Consider the following 17109-nt stretch of genomic DNA (forward strand, 5'->3'; position numbering starts at 1 on the left):
ACCGTCTCCCAGCACCGGGTTGGGATTGGTGTCGGCTGGTCGCGCAGCATCTCGCTCCCCTACGAGGGAGTGAATCCGTGGGCCGCGCCGCTGAGCGGGACTAGCATGCGGAAGGACAGGGCGGGGACGGACCCCGAACTGCCCGACCGCTCTGAGGAGCGATAAACGATGTTCGAGAGGTTCACCGACCGCGCGCGGCGGGTTGTCGTCCTGGCTCAGGAAGAAGCCCGGATGCTCAACCACAACTACATCGGCACCGAGCACATCCTCCTGGGTCTGATCCACGAGGGTGAGGGTGTCGCCGCTAAGGCCCTGGAGAGCCTCGGGATTTCTCTTGAGGCCGTTCGCCAGCAGGTCGAGGAGATCATCGGCCAGGGCCAGCAGGCCCCGTCCGGTCACATTCCCTTCACCCCCCGGGCGAAGAAGGTCCTGGAGCTGTCGCTCCGGGAGGCCCTGCAGCTCGGCCACAACTACATCGGCACCGAGCACATCCTGCTCGGCCTGATCCGCGAGGGCGAGGGCGTCGCCGCCCAGGTCCTGGTGAAGCTGGGCGCCGACCTCAACCGGGTCCGCCAGCAGGTCATCCAGCTGCTCTCCGGCTACCAGACCCCCGGCGGCAAGGAGTCGGCCACGGCCGGCGGGCCCGCCGAGGGCACCCCGTCGACCTCGCTGGTCCTCGACCAGTTCGGCCGCAACCTCACCCAGGCCGCCCGCGAGGCCAAGCTCGACCCGGTGATCGGGCGCGAGAAGGAGATCGAGCGGGTCATGCAGGTGCTGTCCCGCCGCACCAAGAACAACCCGGTGCTGATCGGTGAGCCCGGCGTCGGCAAGACCGCCGTCGTCGAGGGCCTGGCCCAGGCGATCGTCAAGGGCGAGGTCCCGGAGACGCTCAAGGACAAGCAGCTCTACACGCTGGACCTGGGCGCCCTGGTGGCCGGCTCCCGCTACCGCGGTGACTTCGAGGAGCGCCTGAAGAAGGTCCTCAAGGAGATCCGCACCCGCGGCGACATCATCCTGTTCATCGACGAGCTGCACACCCTGGTCGGCGCGGGCGCCGCCGAGGGCGCCATCGACGCCGCCTCGATCCTCAAGCCGATGCTGGCCCGCGGTGAGCTGCAGACCATCGGTGCCACCACGCTCGACGAGTACCGCAAGCACCTGGAGAAGGACGCCGCGCTGGAGCGCCGCTTCCAGCCGATCCAGGTCGCCGAGCCGTCGCTGCCGCACACCATCGAGATCCTCAAGGGCCTGCGCGACCGCTACGAGGCCCACCACCGGGTCTCCATCACGGACGCCGCCCTGGTCGCCGCCGCCACCCTGGCCGACCGGTACATCTCGGACCGCTTCCTGCCGGACAAGGCCATCGACCTGATCGACGAGGCCGGCTCCCGGATGCGCATCCGCCGGATGACCGCGCCGCCGGACCTGCGCGAGTTCGACGAGAAGATCGCCGACGTGCGCCGCGAGAAGGAGAGCGCGATCGACGCGCAGGACTTCGAGAAGGCCGCGTCCCTGCGCGACGACGAGAAGCAGCTCCTGCAGGCCAAGGCCAAGCGCGAGAAGGAGTGGAAGGCCGGCGACATGGACGTCGTCGCGGAGGTCGACGAGGAGCTCATCGCCGAGGTCCTGGCCACCGCCACCGGCATCCCGGTCTTCAAGCTGACCGAGGAGGAGACCTCCCGGCTGCTGCGCATGGAGGACGAGCTGCACAAGCGCGTCATCGGCCAGAAGGACGCCATCAAGGCGCTCTCCCAGGCCATCCGGCGCACCCGTGCGGGCCTCAAGGACCCGAAGCGCCCCGGCGGCTCGTTCATCTTCGCCGGCCCGTCCGGCGTCGGTAAGACCGAGCTCTCCAAGACGCTCGCCGAGTTCCTCTTCGGCGACGAGGACGCGCTGATCGCCCTCGACATGTCGGAGTTCTCGGAGAAGCACACCGTCTCCCGGCTCTTCGGTTCGCCCCCCGGCTACGTGGGCTACGAGGAGGGCGGCCAGCTGACCGAGAAGGTGCGCCGCAAGCCGTTCTCCGTCGTCCTCTTCGACGAGGTGGAGAAGGCCCACCCGGACATCTTCAACTCGCTGCTGCAGATCCTGGAGGACGGTCGTCTGACCGACTCCCAGGGCCGCGTGGTCGACTTCAAGAACACCGTCATCATCATGACGACCAACCTCGGCACCCGGGACATCTCCAAGGGCTTCAACCTGGGCTTCGCGGCCCAGGGCGACACCCAGACCGGGTACGAGCGGATGAAGGCGAAGGTCGGCGAGGAGCTCAAGCAGCACTTCCGCCCCGAGTTCCTGAACCGCGTCGACGACATCGTCGTCTTCCACCAGCTGTCCGAGGACGACATCATCCAGATCGTCGACCTCATGATCGCCAAGGTGGACGAGCGGCTCAAGGACAAGGACATGGGCCTGGAACTCAGCGTCGAGGCCAAGAAGCTGCTGGCCAAGCGCGGCTACGACCCGATCCTGGGCGCCCGGCCGCTGCGCCGGACCATCCAGCGCGACATCGAGGACCACCTCTCCGAGAAGATCCTCTTCGGCGAGCTGCGGGCCGGCCACATCGTGGTCGTCGGGGTCGAGGGCGAGGGCAAGGACGCGAAGTTCACCTTCCGCGGCGAGGAGAAGTCCGCGGTCGCGGACACCCCGGCCGCCGTCGCCTCGCCGGGTCCCGACCTGACGAAGTAGCAACATTTAACAGATAACAGCAAACAGTTCGGGCCCCCGGCGTTCGCGCCGGGGGCCCGAACCGTTTTCCGGAACAGATCCGAACGTGTGATCCGGCCCACGAAGGGGCAGGTGGGGGGCCGAATGGGGGGCCGGTGCGGGTGCGACCCAAAGTGCAGTCATCTTTAATGTCAATGTTGTTGACAGTGCGTCAGCTGATACGAAGTCGCGGAGCATAGCGCTGTAGCCATGTCACGGTCAAGGTCTATCTTTTCCGTCCACGCTTGGATCAAATGACGTCCACCTGTCTTTCATTGGTTTACCGGAAGGCCAAGAGCCGGACGGTTTGGGGAGGACGTCACAACGTTGAAGATGACCAGGAAAGCCGCTTCGGTCGCCTCGGCCGCAGCGGTCATAGCCGCGCTCGGCGCGGGGCTGCTGCCGGGCACGGCCGTCGCCGCCGGCTCCGCCCCCGTTCCGACGGACCCGGCCGACGCAGTCCAGACCAGCACTGAGCACAACCTGCCGGGCCCGCTGACCGAGAAGGTCGAGGCCGAGCAGAAGGCCGCCACCGAGCAGCTGCTCGCCGGCACCGCCAAGGTCGAGCAGCACGGCGGCAGCTCCAGCATCAAGCTGGGCAAGGACAAGTACGTCGAGCTGGCCCGCGAGCGCACGGACAAGATCTTCACCATCCTGGTGGAGTTCGGCGACCAGGTGGACAACACCACCACAACGCCGGACGGCAAGATCAAGTACGGCGGCACCCCCGGCCCGCAGCGCAACCAGATCGAGAAGCCCGACGCGGCCACCAACAACTCGACGCTCTGGCAGGCCGACTACAACCAGCAGCACTACCAGGACCTGTACTTCAGCAAGACCCAGGACTCGCTGAAGACCTACTACGAGAAGCAGTCCTCGGGCCGCTACTCGGTGGACGGTCAGGTCACCGACTGGGTGAAGGTCAAGTACAACGAGGCCCGCTACGGCTCGGACTACTGCGGCCAGCACGTCTGCGCCAACGCGCAGGACCTGATCCGCGACGCGATCGACACCTGGGTCGCCGACCAGAAGGCCAAGGGCCAGACGGACGAGCAGATCAAGGCCACCATCGCGCAGTACGACCAGTGGGACCGGTACGACTTCAACCACAACGGCAACTTCAACGAGCCGGACGGTTACATCGACCACTTCCAGATCGTGCACGCCGGTGAGGACCAGTCGGCGGGCGGCGGCAAGCAGGGTACTGACGCCCTGTGGGCCCACCGTTCGTACGTCTACGGCACCGGCGCCGGCTCCACCGGTCCGGCCGACAACAAGCTGGGCGGCACCCCGGTCGGCGGCACCGGCGTCTGGGTCGGCGACTACACCATGCAGCCCGAGAACGGCGGCCTCGGTGTCTTCGCCCACGAGTACGGCCACGACCTCGGTCTGCCGGACCTCTACGACACCTCCGGCAGCGGCATCGACAACTCGGTCGGCTTCTGGTCGCTGATGTCGTCGGGCTCCTGGCTGGGCGAGGGCAAGAACTCGATCGGCGACATGCCGAACGACCTCGACGCCTGGAGCAAGCTCCAGCTCGGCTGGCTGAAGTACGACAAGGCCAAGGCCGGCACCGAGTCGACCCACCACATCGGCCCGGCGGAGTACAACAGCAAGCTCCCGCAGGCGCTCGTCGTCGACCTGCCGAAGAAGTCCGTCACCACCACCGTCAACAAGCCCTACGCGGGCGCCAACGAGTGGTGGAGCGGCAGCGCGGACGACCTGAACGTCTCGCTGACCCGTGACGTCGACCTGACCGGCAAGACCTCGGGCTCCCTGTCGGCCAAGGCCTGGTACGACATCGAGCAGGACTTCGACTACGGCTACGCCGAGGTCTCCGCCGACGGTGGCACCACCTGGACCGCCCTGAACGGCACCTTCAACGGCGTCGCGCTGCCGAAGGACCCCTCGGGCAACGCCTCGCTGACCGGCAACTCGGGCGACAAGTGGGGCGACCTCGTCCTCCCGCTGGACGCCTACGCCGGCAAGGCCGTCAAGGTCCGCTTCCGCTACGTCACCGACGGCGGCCTGCACCTCAAGGGCCTGGCCCTGGACGAGCTCGCGGTGACCGCCGACGGCGCCACCGTGTTCACCGACGGCGCCGAGAACGGCGACAACGGCTGGACCGCCAAGGGCTTCTCCCGCACCACCGGGTCCTTCACCAAGGACTACAACCAGTACTACATCGCGGAGAACCGCCAGTACGTCTCGTACGACCGCACCCTCAAGGTCGGCCCGTACAACTTCGGCTTCGCCGACAAGCCGCTCTGGGTCGAGCACTACCCGTACCAGCCCGGTCTGCTGATCTGGTACTGGGACGAGTCGCAGAGTGACAACAACGTCACCAACCACCCGGGCCAGGGTCTGATCCTGCCGGTCGACTCGCACCCGAGCCCGCTGAAGTGGAAGGACGGCACGCTGATGCGCCCGCGCATCAACGGCTACGACTCCACCTTCGGCTCCCGCAAGACCGACTCCCTGACCCTGCACCGCGCCGGCGTCGAGACGGTCGTCCCGCGGGCCAAGGGTGTCGACGAGTTCTCCGACCTGAAGTCGTACTGGTCGAAGGACAACCCGTACAGCAGCGTCATCGTCCCGAAGACGGGCACCAGCATCGAGGTCGAGAACGAGTCCTCGAACTACCTGGAGACCTGGATCCGCGTCCGCCCGGTCGACAACTGATCGACCGGCTCTGACGCCCGGTCCATGACCAGGCACCGCTGAGCCGATCCGGCCCGCTCCCGCACCCGCGGGGGCGGGCCGGATTCCTTCTGCTCGGCTCCGCCTCCTGGCCGGCATGAGCGCTCCAAACCCGCCCCGCGGGTGGTGCTGCTCACAAGCCGCGGGACCGGTACGAGCGGCGGTAGTAGCCCGACCGGGCGAGGCTCGGCGGCCGCCTTCCCGTGAACGGACGATCCGACCGCATGATCGTTACTCCGTCGGTTTGAATTCACGGGCCGAGGATGACTACACGCCGTAGTACGTCACACGGTTTGGGGCTCCGCTCGGTGACGGTTACACCTGAGTGGTCCCCCGCTCAGCACGCCCGAACGGCTCAGCGTGCTGCCCCCGTACGTTCATGAGGTCGAGCTCCGATGCCTTCCGTCCCGCCTCTGGGGCCGGCCCTGTGCCGGCTCGCCGACTCCTTCCTCCGGCAGACCGGCCGCACCCACTCCACCACCGCCGCCGCGGCCGGTGCGGCCGTGCTGACCGGCGCCCTGCTCCTCACCACCACGGGCAGCGCCTCGGCGCAGACCATCGCCCCGACCACCCCCGGCAGCTCGGCGTTCACCGCGCCGCACGGGGCGGTGAACGCTCCGGTGCTGGTCCAGGTCGCGGGCCCGAGCCCGTACACGCTGCCGTCCGAGCAGGCCTCGGCCCAGGAGTACGTGGCGGTCGCGGCCAACCTGCTGCCCGCGCAGGCCGCCGTGCCGGCGCCCGTCGCGGAGCCGCAGCCGCAGCCGCAGCCGGAGCCCGCGCCCGTCGAGCCCGCGCCGACCCCCGCCCCGGAGCCCGCACCCGAGCCCACCCCGGCCCCGGCGCCCGCCCCGCAGTGGTCCGCGCCGGTCCCGGGCGCGCCGACCAGCAACCCCTACGGCGTGCGCAACCCGCACTACGCGGCCGGGTACCACACCGGCGTGGACTTCGCGGTCCCCCAGGGCACCCCGCTGCTCGCGGTCGGCAACGCCACCGTGGTGTCGGCCGGCTGGGACGGCGCGTACGGCAAGGAGGTCGTCCTGCGGCTGGCGGACGGCCGGTACGCCCAGTACGCCCACATGTCCTCGCTGTCGGTCTCGGCGGGCCAGCGCGTCGCGGCCGGGCAGCAGATCGGCCGCTCCGGCAACACCGGCAACTCGACCGGTCCGCACCTTCACTTCGAGATCCGCTCGGCCAACCAGTACGGCAGGGTGATCAACCCGATCGCCTACCTGTCCGGGCACGGGGTCACCGACTTCTGATCCCCCGTCCGGGGGACCCGCCGCCTCCCCCGGACGCTCAGTCCGTCGGCGCGGGCCTGCCGATCAGCCGGCAGATCTCCAGCGCGACGTGCTGGGCGGCCTCGACCGCCTCCTCCCGGGTGGGCTCCGCGACCCGCGTCCCGCCGGCCGGGCACTCGGCCTCGGGCCGCTTGTCCTCGGGCCGCTTGTCCTCGGGCCGCTTGTCCTGGTGCAGCAGGAAGAGGGCGGAGTTGATGGTGAACAGGGACATCGCCGCGCGCAGCCGGTCCTCGAAGCTCGCCTCCGGACCGTGCACCAGCCGGACCAGCGCGATCATGCTGTCCCGGAACTCCCGCCCGGCCTGCAGGTCGCGCAGCGCGGGCTGGTTCTCCTGGAAGAAGCGCAGCAGCGGCGCCCGCTCGGACATCCCGGCCGCGAACCGGCGGATCAGCTCGTCCCGGACGTCGGGCGTCCAGGTCTGCTCGCGCCCCCAGGCGATGAGCTCGTGGATCGGCGCGGCGGTGGCCGTCACGATGCCCTGGACGATGTCTTCCTTGGTCTTGAAGTGGTAGTAGAGCGCCGCCTTGGTGACGCCGAGGCGGTCGGCGATCTCCCGCAGCGAGGTGCGCTCGTAGCCGTGCTCGGAGAAGAGCTCCAGAGCGACGGCGACGATGCGCGCCCGGGTGTCGCTGCGGGGGCTGTGCGTCGTGCCCATCGCCTGCCTCTGACTGCGTCGTGGTTCGGTCTCCGCGCCGGCCGACGACCGCCGCGGCGTAGCGACGGGCACCTGACCGGCGACCGCTTTTTCGTTCATTCTCCCTGCCCGGCGCGCCCGCCGAAAAACTGGCTTGACGACCGGCTAGTGAACAACCTACCGTGCCGACGGTCCACAAACTAGCCGGGCGACAAGTAAGGAGGCCCCCGCAGGCCGCGCCGGTCGCCCGACGTCCTGTTCCGGGAGACACCCACCCATGTCACACCCCAAGGCCGACACCGGCTCCCCCGAGAAGAAACCGGCCGAGGAGGAACAGCCCCGCTCGGCCCGTGAGATCCGCCTGGTCATGATCGGCCTGGTGGTCACCATGCTGCTCGCGATGCTCGACGGCCTGATCGTCGGCACCGCGATGCCGACCATCGTCGGCGAGCTCGGCGGCGCCGAGCACCTGTCGTGGGTGGTCACCTCGTACACCCTGGCGACCGCCGCCTCCACCCCGATCTGGGGCAAGCTCGGCGACCTCTACGGCCGCAAGGGCACCTTCCTCACCTCGATCGTGATCTTCCTGGCCGGCTCGGCGCTCTCCGGCCTCTCCCGGGACATGACCGAGCTGATCGGCTTCCGCGCCCTGCAGGGCCTGGGCGCCGGCGGTCTGATGGTCGGCGTGATGTCGATCATGGGTGCGCTCGTCCCGCCGCGCGACCGCGGCAAGTACCAGGGCATGTTCGCCGCGGTGATGGCCCTCGCCACCATCGGCGGTCCGCTGGTCGGCGGCTTCATCACCGACCACCTGAACTGGCGCTGGACCTTCTACATCAACCTGCCGCTCGGCGCCGTCGCGCTCGCCGTCGTCGTGGTCACGCTGAAGCTGCCGAAGGTCCGCAGCAAGGCCCGGATCGACTACCTCGGCGCGCTGCTGCTCACCACCGGCATCACCGCGCTCACCCTGATCACCACCTGGGGCGGGCAGGAGTACGCCTGGGGCTCGAAGCAGATCCTCGGCCTGGCCGCGCTGGCCGCGGCCACCCTGATCGGCTTCTGCTACGTCGAGCAGCGGGTCGAGGAGCCGATGCTTCCGCTGTCGCTGTTCCGGAACCTCAACTTCACCCTGGTCTCGATCATCGGCTTCGTGGTCGGCTTCGTGATGTTCGGCTCGACCGTCTTCCTGCCGCTCTACCAGCAGACCGTGCAGGGCGCCTCGGCGACCAACTCCGGCCTGCTGCTGATGCCGATGATGTTCGGCATGCTGGTGATCTCGCTGGTGGTCGGCCAGGCGGTGACCAAGACCGGCAAGTACCGGATCTACCCGATCATCGGCACCGTGGTGATGACCGCCGGCATGCTGCTGCTCTCCACCCTGTCCACCGGCACCTCGGGCTTCGCCTCCGCCTGCTGGATGGTGGTGCTCGGTGCCGGCATGGGCTTCCTGATGCAGATCACCATGCTGGTCGCGCAGAACAGCGTCGAGCTCAAGGACATGGGCGTGGCCAGCTCCACCGCCACCCTGTTCCGCACCATCGGCGGCTCGTTCGGTGTGGCGCTGTTCGGCGCGCTGTTCAACAGCCGGGTCACCGAGACGATGAACGAGCGGCTCGGTTCGGCCGCCGGGGCGGGCGGCTCGCAGGGCGGCGACCCGGCGCAGCTGAGCCCGGCCGCGCTGAAGGCGCTGCCGGCGCCGGTCCAGGACGCCTACCACCACGCGGTGGCCAACGGCATGCACACCGTCTTCCTCTGGGGCGCCGCCGTCGCGGTGATCGCGGTCGCCGCCGCGGTCTTCATGCGCGAGGTGCCGCTGCGCGGGGCGGGCACCCCGCCGGCCGAGGGCGGCGAGGGCAAGAAGGGCGCCGCGGCCGACAACGTCGAGGCCGTCGCGATCTGACGCCGGAACGCACCGGGGCCCCCGTCCGCCGACTCGGCGGGCGGGGGCCCTCGCGTGTCCGGGGTGACGGCCGGAGAGGCGGCCGGGGTGGCGGCCGGGGCGGCCCGGGCTACTGGGGCAGCCGGTAGACGCCCTGCTCGACCGGTTCGACCAGTCCGTCGGCGACCAGTCCGTCCAGCGCGCGGGCCCGCTGCACGGCGTCCGGCCAGACCGCGTCGAGCCGGGCCCGCGGCACCCCGCCGTGCGCCTCGCGGAGCACCGCGAGCAGCTTGCCGCGCACCTGCCGGTCGGTGCCCTCGTACGACTGGCCGCGCCGGGCAGGGCCCTCGTACGGCGGGCGGCCGGCCCGCTGCCAGGCGCAGGAGGTGAACAGCGGGCAGTCCCCGCACTCCGGGCCGCGGGCCGTGCAGACCAGTGCGCCCAGCTCCATCACGGCCACCGCCCAGGTCGCGGCGGTGCCGGCGGCCTCGGGCAGCAGCGCGGTCGCCGTCCGCCGCTCGGCCGCCGTGGTGGCCTGCGCCGGGTACTCCACCCCGGTCACCGCGCGGGCGAACACCCGGCGGACGTTGGTGTCCAGCACCACGTGCCGCTGGCGGAAGGCGAAGGAGGCCACCGCCGCCGCGGTGTACTCGCCGACGCCGGGCAGCGAGAGCAGCGTCGCGTGGTCGTCCGGGACCTCGCCGCCGTGTTCCTCGGTGATCGCCACGGCGGCCGCGTGCAGGCGCAGCGCCCGGCGCGGGTAGCCCAGCCGGCCCCACAGCCGGACGGCCTCGCCGGGAGCCTCGGCGGCCAGGGCGGCGGGGGTGGGCCAGCGCTCCATCCAGGCCTCCCAGGCGGGCAGGACGCGCTTGACCGGGGTCTGCTGGAGCATGAACTCGCTGACCATCACGGCCCACGGCGAGGCGTCCGGGGTGCGCCAGGGGAGGTCGCGGGCGTTGGCCTCGTACCAGTCGAGGACGGTCGTGTGCAGGACGGGCAGCGGCAGTCCGAGCTTCGGCGCCCCGGCGGGGCCCACGGGGGTCGCTGGGCTCGCTGGGCTCACGGGGGCGGGGACGGCGGGGGTGACGGTGTTAACAGCCATGGCCCTTCGATCCTCCCACGCCCGGGGCGGGAGCCGAAGCGGATCACGGGATTCCGCCAAGCGGCGCAAAACACCCCATTCAGCCTCCCTCGAACGGCGCAAATGGCGGATCATGTGAAGGAAGGGGTGACTGTGCGGTGTTGGTGCGTCAAGGGACACACACTGTCTCGTAGAGTTTGGGCGTGCCCTCTCTGCGTCAACCCGTAGGACCGCTGCCGGCCTCGATCTACTGGCGTCGGCGCATCGTCGTGCTCGTCGCCGTCGTCGCGGTCGCCGCCCTCGTCATCTGGCTGATGACCGATCAGGGCGGGGGTGGTGACGGCCCGCAGGAGAAGGCCGCGCAGGCCGCACCGTCCCAGTCGCAGAGCCAGACGCCCGCCCAGGCGATCACGCCGGGCGCCTCGCCGACCGGGCCGGTCAACAACTCCCGCCCCGGCGGCGGCAGTGCCTCCGGCGGTGCCGTGGGCGGCTCCGGCGGCGGCGACGTCAGCCTCAGCACCGGCGGTACCACCGGCGGCGGCGCCAACCCGGCGCCGGCGACCGGCGGAGCGGCGGCGGGCGGCGGGACCGGCGGCGCGAGCGGCAGTGCCGGCGGCGGCACCGGAGGGGGTACCGGCGGTGGCGGCACCGGCGGCCCGCCCCCGGTGAACACCCCCGAGGTCATGGCCCTGCCGGTCTGCGCCTCCTCGCAGGTGACGCTCAATCTGGCCGGCGCCCAGAACGCCTACCAGCCCAAGGACAAGCCCAAACTGGCGCTGACCATCAACAACTCCTCCGGCACCACCTGCCGGCTGGACCTGGGCCGGACCGCCTCGGCGATCACCGTGACCGCCAGCAACGGCGAGCGCATCTGGTCCTCCGGCGACTGCCCGGCCGACAGGAACAGCAGCTGGGTCCAGCTGCCGGCCAACGGCGGGCTGACCGAGACCTTCACCTGGGACCGGGTCCGCAGCAAGCCGCAGTGCGCCACCGCCGACCCGGCGCCCGCCCCGGCCGGCACCTACCTGGTGGTCGCCGACCTCACCGGCCTCTCCGGCGGCCAGGCCTCGGCCCGCTCGTCGATCCGGCTGGAGAACTGAGCGTCCCTCACCGCACGACAGCACGAAGCCCGGACCGCTCAGGCGGTCCGGGCTTCGTCGTCCGTCGCCGGCGGCTGCTCCGGCGTCGGGATCGGCTCAGACGTAGCGCTCCAGGATGGACGACTCGGCGAGCCGGGAGAGCCCCTCGCGGACCGAACGGGCCCGGGTCTCGCCGACGCCCTCGACCGTCTGCAGGTCGTCGATGCTCGCGGCCAGCAGCTTCTGCAGGCCGCCGAAGTGCTCCACCAGGCGCTCTATCACCGTGTTGGGCAGGCGCGGGATCTTGGCCAGCAGCCGGTAGCCGCGCGGCGAGACCGCCGAGTCCAGCGACTCCGGCGAGCCCGAGTAGCCGAGCGCCTTGGCCACCGTCTGCAGGTCCAGCAGCTCGGCGTGGGTGAGCGCCTCCAGGTCGGCCAGCACCTCGGTGACGGTCCGGCCCTTCTTGGCGGCGCGCTCCGGGAAGTAGTCCCGGGCGACCAGTTCGCGCTCCGGCTCCACGCCCGCGATCAGCTCGTCCAGCTGGAGCGAGAGCAGCCGGCCGTCGATGCCGAGCTCCAGCACGTAGCCGGCGATCTCGGTGGCGATCAGCCGGACCATCTCCAGCCGCTGCGCGACGGCGGTGACGTCCCGGACCGTCACCAGGTCCTCGATCTCCAGGGCGGAGAGCGTGCCGGCCACCTCGTCCAGGCGCAGCTTGTAGCGCTCCAGGGTGGCCAGCGCCTGGTTGGCGCGGGACAGCACGGTGGTGGAGTCCTCCAGCACCCGGCGGGTGCCGTTGACGTACATGGCGATCAGCCGCATCGAGTGCGAGACCGCGACCACCGGGAAGCCGGTCTGCCGGTTGACCCGCTCGGCGGTGCGGTGCCGGGTGCCGGTCTCGTCGGTCGGGATGGTGGAGTCCGGCATCAGGTGGACGCCGGCCCGGACGATCTTGGTGATGTCCTTGTCCAGCACCACGGCGCCGTCGAGCTTGCACAGCTCGCGCAGCCGGGTCGCGGTGAACTCGACGTCGAGCACGAAGCCGCCGGTACAGAGCGACTCGACGGTCTTGTCGAAACCGAGCACGATCAGGCCGCCGGTGTTGGCCCGGAGCACCCGCTCCAGGCCGTCGCGCAGCGCGGTGCCGGGGGCGATGGCGGTGAGGGAGGCCCGCAGCAGGGCCTCCTCGCGGGAGGACTTGTCCGCCCGGTCGCTGGCTGCCACGTGACTCCTCCGGTCGACCCCGTACCGCGTGCCCTCGCGCGGGGCGCCGGCCTACGGTCTGTTGCTCTGTCGCTTAGTACTGCCTTATCACCAATGAGACAGGGGAAAGTCTAACTGCGTGCGGCAACGACAGGGCTTGGGTCAGCGCAGTTCGTCGGAGTCGAGCGGCTCCCACCCGTCCATGAGCTCCTCCGGGTGGGCCGCCGGGCGGGGCGCGCGGGGTGCCGGCGGGGCCGACGGTGCCTCACTCCTCGGCTTGGCGGCGGCCCGGCGGCGGCCCGGGATCGCCCGCAGCGCCTCGCCGATGTCCGCCACCTCGACCACCTTCATGCCCGGCGGGACCTTGCCCGGGTCCGGCGGGACGAGCGCGTGGGTGAAGCCCAGCCGGTGCGCCTCGGCCAGCCGCCGCTGCACACCCGTCACCCGCCGTACCTCGCCGGCCAGGCCGACCTCGCCGATCGCGACCAGGTTGCTGGGCAGCGGGGTGTCCGAGGAGGAGCTGGCCACCGCGAGCGCCACCGCGAGGTCCGCCGAGGGCTCGGAGAGCTTCACCCCGCCGACGGTGGCGGTGTAGATGTCCTGCTTGCCCAGCTTCACCCCGCCGTGCCGCTCGACCACGGCCAGGATCATCGCGATCCGGGGCGACTCCAGACCGGAGGTCGTCCGCCGCGGCGAGGGGATCTGGGAGTCCACCATCAGCGCCTGCACCTCGGCCACCAGCGGCCGCTTGCCCTCCAGGGTGACGGTCAGGCAGGTGCCGGGCACCGGCTTGTCACGCCTGGTCAGGAAGAGGCCGGACGGGTCGGCCAGGCCGGCGATGCCCTCGTCGTGCAGCTCGAAGCAGCCGACCTCGTCGGTCGCGCCGTAGCGGTTCTTGACCCCGCGGATGAGCCGCAGCCGGGCGTGACGGTCCCCCTCGAAGCTCAGCACCACGTCCACCAGGTGCTCCAGCAGGCGGGGACCGGCGATCTGGCCGTCCTTGGTGACGTGGCCGACCAGCAGGGTGGCCATGCCGCGATCCTTGGAGGCCCGGATCAGCGCGTTCGCCACCTCGCGGACCTGGGCCGGGCCGCCGGGGGCGCCGTCCAGCTCGGCGGAGGCGATGGTCTGCACCGAGTCGAGGATCAGCAGGCCGGGGCCGACCGCCTCGATGTGGCCGAGGACGGCGCCGAGGTCGGACTCGGCGGCCAGGTAGAGGTGCTCGGAGAGCGCGTTGATCCGGTCGGCGCGCAGCCGGACCTGGCCGGCCGACTCCTCGCCGGTGACGTAGAGGGTGCGGTGCCGGTCGCTCGCCGCCTTGGCGGCGACGTCCAGCAGCAGGGTGGACTTGCCGACGCCGGGCTCGCCCGCCAGCAGCACCACGGCGCCGGGGACCAGGCCGCCGCCGAGCACCCGGTCCAGCTCGGGCACGCCGGTGGAGCGCGCCGTCGCCACCTGGCCGTCCACCTGGGCGATCGGGCGGGCGGGCGCGCTGACCGGCCCGGCGGCGGTGGTGCGGATCGGCACCGCGCCGTACTCCTCGACCGTGCCCCAGGCGTTGCACTCCGGGCAGCGGCCGACCCACTTGGGCAGCTGGTTGCCGCACTCGGTGCAGCGGTAGGCCGGGCGGGGCTTGGCGGTGGTCTTGGTACGGGCAGCCATGCGGTCACCGTAGCGCCTGGGTCCGACAGTGCGGAGGCGACCGCCCGGCGCGGGGCGGCAGCACGGGGCGGCGGTCCCGGTCCACACGGATGGGCGATGTTGTTACCCGAAAGAAGTACAACCGGGCGGAATCCCCCGGACGGGGCTGGTGCGCTCTCTACCGTCGGACGGGTGACGACGAGTACGGAAGGGCCGCGCGACGCCGTCCTCGCGGCGTACGAGCGACAGGTGGACGGCCTCTTCACCTACTGCCTCTCGGTGCTGTGCGAGCACGAGGCCGCCGCGGCCGCCCTGCGGGAGGTGCGTGAGCTGGCGGTGCGGTACGGCGGCCGGCTCGCCGAGCCCGGGCTGGTCCGGGCCTGGCTGTACTCGCTGGCGCGGTACTGCTGCCTGCGGCGGCTGGCGGACGGGGCGGGAAACAGCGGAACGGGAGGCGACGGGGCGGGGGGCGACGGGGCGGAGGCGGTCCGGCGGCGGCGCGAACTGGCCTCGCTGACCTGGCCCGAGGCGGCCGGCACCGACCCCGAGCAGCGCGAGGCCCTGGAGCTGTCCGTCCGGCACCGGCTCACCCCGATCGAGGTGGCCGCCGTGCTGGGGCAGCCCTTCGAGACGGTCCGGGTGCTGCTCGCCTCCGCTCGGGCCGAGGTCGACCGGACCAGGGCCGCCCTGCTGGTGCTCGGCGCCGGGAACTGTCCCGAGCTGGACCGGCTCGGCGGCGCCGGAGCGGAGAGCTGGCGGGACTGGGTGCTCGGGCCCGCGCTGCGCCGGGAGCTGGTGCGGCACGTGGTGGACTGCCCGACCTGCCGGGGCACGGCGGAGCGGATCGCGGACGAGGTGCCGCGGGACGGTGCGGCGGGGCTGTCCGGGCTGCCGGTGATCGCCGCGCCGCCCGGGGGCGCCCGGCTCCCGGCCCGGCCCGTCGCGTACCTGCACGGCACGCGCCCGCCGCTCCCGCACCCGCCCCCGGCGGCTCGGGAGCGTGCCGGACGGCGGGCGGGAGCGCCGGGGCCGGTGACCGAGCCCGGGCTCCGCTTCGACCAGGGCGGGTTCCCCCGGCACCGGGCGCCGGAGGCCGGACGGGGGCCGACGGTGCGGCGGCGGGTGGTGACCACCGGGGTGCTGGCCGCCGTCCTGGCCGCGCCGGTCGTCGCGCTGTGGGCCGGGCACCGGGGCGGCGGCGGGCCCGGGACGGCGGCGGTCTCCTCGGTCCGGGTCGAGGAGGACCGTCCGGCCGGAGGCCGGGACGCCGACCCCGCGGGTGGCCCGGACGGTCCGGGTGGTCCGGGCGGGTCCGTGGGGACCGCCGGGGCGGTCGGTGCCGCGATCGGGGCGCTCGGCGGGGCCCACCGCGGATCCGGTCCGGCGGTGGCCGGGATGGAGCTGGCCGGAGCACGGCCGCTCACTGCAGAAACGTTGCAGCCAGGGATCCAGGGACCGCTGGTCCCGGTCCCGGCGTACGGTGCGGCGCCGCTCGGCAGCCCCGCCCTGATCGCGGCACCGACCGCCCCCGTCGGCACACCGGGGGCGGGCGCGTCGCCGTCCGGCCTGCTGACCGTCGAGGCGGGCGAGTACGGCAGCCGCACGGTGCTCACCCTCACCAACTCCGGCGGCACCGACATCCACTGGTACGCCGTCGTGGACGCGCCCTGGCTGCGGCTCAGCCGCGACGCGGGCACCCTCGCGCCCGGGCAGCGGATCACCGTGATCGCCAACGTCGACGAGGACCTCGCCCCCGCGACCCGCTGGACCGCCCGGATCGCGCTGCCGCCCTCCCAGGCGGTGGTCACCCTGGAGGGCGGGCCGCAGCACCGCGGCGGCGCCACGCCGTCCCCGGTCGGCCCGTCCACGGCCGGACCGACCCCCGCCCCGAGCGGCACCCCCACCGGCGGCGCCCCGGCCCCGTCCGCCACCCCGACGCCCACGACCGCCCCGAGCGCGACGGGCACCCCGGGCACTCCGGGCACTCCGGGCACCCCGGGCACGACGCCGAGCGCCTCCCCGACGCCGAGCGCCACACCGAGCACCGGGCCGACGGCTCCGGCCTCCCCGGGCCCGAGCCCGTCCGGCACCGCCGAGGGCCCCGCGAGCCCCGCACCGCACTGAGCGGCACCCGGCGTCAGGTGGTCAGGCCCGAGAGGGCGGCGCCGAGCTGGGCGGTGCCGAGGACGAGCAGGAGGGTCAGCAGAACCGCGGTGTTGTGGGTGGCCGCCCAGGCCTTCCACTCCTCCAGCCGGCGTGCCGCGCGGCCGCCGCCGCGCAGGTGGACGGCCAGCGGCAGCAGGGTGCCGAGTGAGCCGATCAGCACCAGCAGTGCGGCGGCGCCCGCCTTGCCGGGGGCCGGGGCACCGCCGGTCCCGATCGCGAGGGCGGCGGCGACGGCCAGCAGCAGGTTCTTCGGATCGGCCGCCAGCAGGGTCGCCCCGAGCGCGGCCGACCGGGCGGGGGTGGACCGGTCGGCCGTCCGCATCCAGGCCGGCGGAGCGTGCACCCGGCCCTGGCGCGGGCGCTCCCACCACTGGCGCGCGCCGAGCAGCAGGAGCAGACCGCCCGCGGCCAGCTCGCACCACCAGGACCAGTCCGGGGCCGCCGTGCCGGCGGCGAGCCGTGCGCCGAGCGGCACCACGGCGGCCACCACCGCCGTGAGCGCGGCCGTCCAGCCGGCGGCGAACGCCGCCCCGTTGGCCCGGCCCCTGGGTGTGGCGAGCAGCAGGACGGTCGCGATCAGCGCCATCGGGCTGATCGCGATGCCCGCGGCGGGAGCCAGCATCCGGCCGACGGCGTCGCCCATCGCGTCTCCTTCCTGGCCGTGGCCGGCGGCGGGCCCGGGCGGTGCTGCGGCGTGCGGGGGCCGGTCCGGCCACCGAGCG

At 72.5% G+C, this 17109-nt stretch carries 11 protein-coding genes; 6 read left to right on the forward strand and 5 right to left on the reverse strand.

What is annotated here, in order from left to right; translation table 11 throughout:
• Positions 1 to 168 precede the first annotated feature (168 nt).
• The 3 genes from ABT093_RS15690 (at position 169) to ABT093_RS15700 (ending at position 6665) form a co-directional block, all read left to right on the forward strand.
• Positions 169 to 2688, forward strand: a complete 2520-nt coding sequence (locus ABT093_RS15690; RefSeq protein ID WP_350564470.1) for an ATP-dependent Clp protease ATP-binding subunit — start codon at positions 169 to 171, stop codon at positions 2686 to 2688.
• A gap of 351 nt (positions 2689 to 3039) precedes the next feature.
• A complete protein-coding gene (locus ABT093_RS15695; RefSeq protein WP_350564472.1) occupies positions 3040 to 5388 on the forward strand; it encodes an immune inhibitor A domain-containing protein in 2349 nt (782 codons plus the stop codon).
• Between the two features lie 413 nt (positions 5389 to 5801).
• Entirely contained in the window at positions 5802 to 6665 is an 864-nt protein-coding gene (locus tag ABT093_RS15700) for a M23 family metallopeptidase (RefSeq protein WP_350564474.1), read from the forward strand.
• Between the two features lie 37 nt (positions 6666 to 6702).
• Here ABT093_RS15700 and ABT093_RS15705 read toward each other — a convergent pair whose 3' ends face one another.
• On the reverse strand, positions 6703 to 7359 hold the full coding sequence (locus ABT093_RS15705) for a TetR/AcrR family transcriptional regulator (protein ID WP_350564476.1): 657 nt from the start codon (positions 7357 to 7359) through the stop codon (positions 6703 to 6705).
• 256 nt (positions 7360 to 7615) lie between these two features.
• Here ABT093_RS15705 and ABT093_RS15710 point away from each other — a divergent pair, with 256 nt between their 5' ends.
• The gene (locus tag ABT093_RS15710) at positions 7616 to 9238 is read left to right on the forward strand and encodes an MDR family MFS transporter (protein WP_350564478.1); all 1623 of its coding nucleotides are present in this window, start codon (positions 7616 to 7618) and stop codon (positions 9236 to 9238) included.
• Positions 9239 to 9347: 109 nt separating this feature from the next.
• Here the strand turns inward: ABT093_RS15710 and ABT093_RS15715 are convergent, their stop codons facing one another.
• Positions 9348 to 10319, reverse strand: a complete 972-nt coding sequence (locus ABT093_RS15715) for an HhH-GPD family protein (protein WP_350564479.1) — start codon at positions 10317 to 10319, stop codon at positions 9348 to 9350.
• A gap of 182 nt (positions 10320 to 10501) precedes the next feature.
• Here ABT093_RS15715 and ABT093_RS15720 point away from each other — a divergent pair, with 182 nt between their 5' ends.
• Positions 10502 to 11398: a hypothetical protein gene (locus ABT093_RS15720; protein ID WP_350564481.1), complete on the forward strand. Its 897-nt coding sequence runs from the start codon at positions 10502 to 10504 to the stop codon at positions 11396 to 11398.
• Between the two features lie 96 nt (positions 11399 to 11494).
• Here ABT093_RS15720 and disA read toward each other — a convergent pair whose 3' ends face one another.
• The gene (gene disA, locus ABT093_RS15725; protein ID WP_344345239.1) at positions 11495 to 12553 is read right to left on the reverse strand and encodes a DNA integrity scanning diadenylate cyclase DisA; all 1059 of its coding nucleotides are present in this window, start codon (positions 12551 to 12553) and stop codon (positions 11495 to 11497) included.
• 189 nt (positions 12554 to 12742) lie between these two features.
• Positions 12743 to 14242 carry a DNA repair protein RadA gene (gene radA, locus ABT093_RS15730; RefSeq protein ID WP_350564483.1) on the reverse strand — a complete coding sequence of 500 codons (1500 nt, stop codon included), beginning with the start codon at positions 14240 to 14242 and terminating at the stop codon, positions 12743 to 12745.
• Positions 14243 to 14413: 171 nt separating this feature from the next.
• Between radA and ABT093_RS15735 the strand changes: the two genes are divergently transcribed.
• On the forward strand, positions 14414 to 16345 hold the full coding sequence (locus ABT093_RS15735; protein WP_350564485.1) for an RNA polymerase sigma factor: 1932 nt from the start codon (positions 14414 to 14416) through the stop codon (positions 16343 to 16345).
• Between the two features lie 13 nt (positions 16346 to 16358).
• Here the strand turns inward: ABT093_RS15735 and ABT093_RS15740 are convergent, their stop codons facing one another.
• Complete coding sequence (locus tag ABT093_RS15740) at positions 16359 to 17030, reverse strand: GAP family protein (protein ID WP_350564487.1); 672 nt, start codon at positions 17028 to 17030, stop codon at positions 16359 to 16361.
• Positions 17031 to 17109 lie beyond the last annotated feature (79 nt).

This window comes from Kitasatospora sp. NPDC002551 (assembly GCF_040296005.1).
Classification (GTDB): domain Bacteria; phylum Actinomycetota; class Actinomycetes; order Streptomycetales; family Streptomycetaceae; genus Kitasatospora.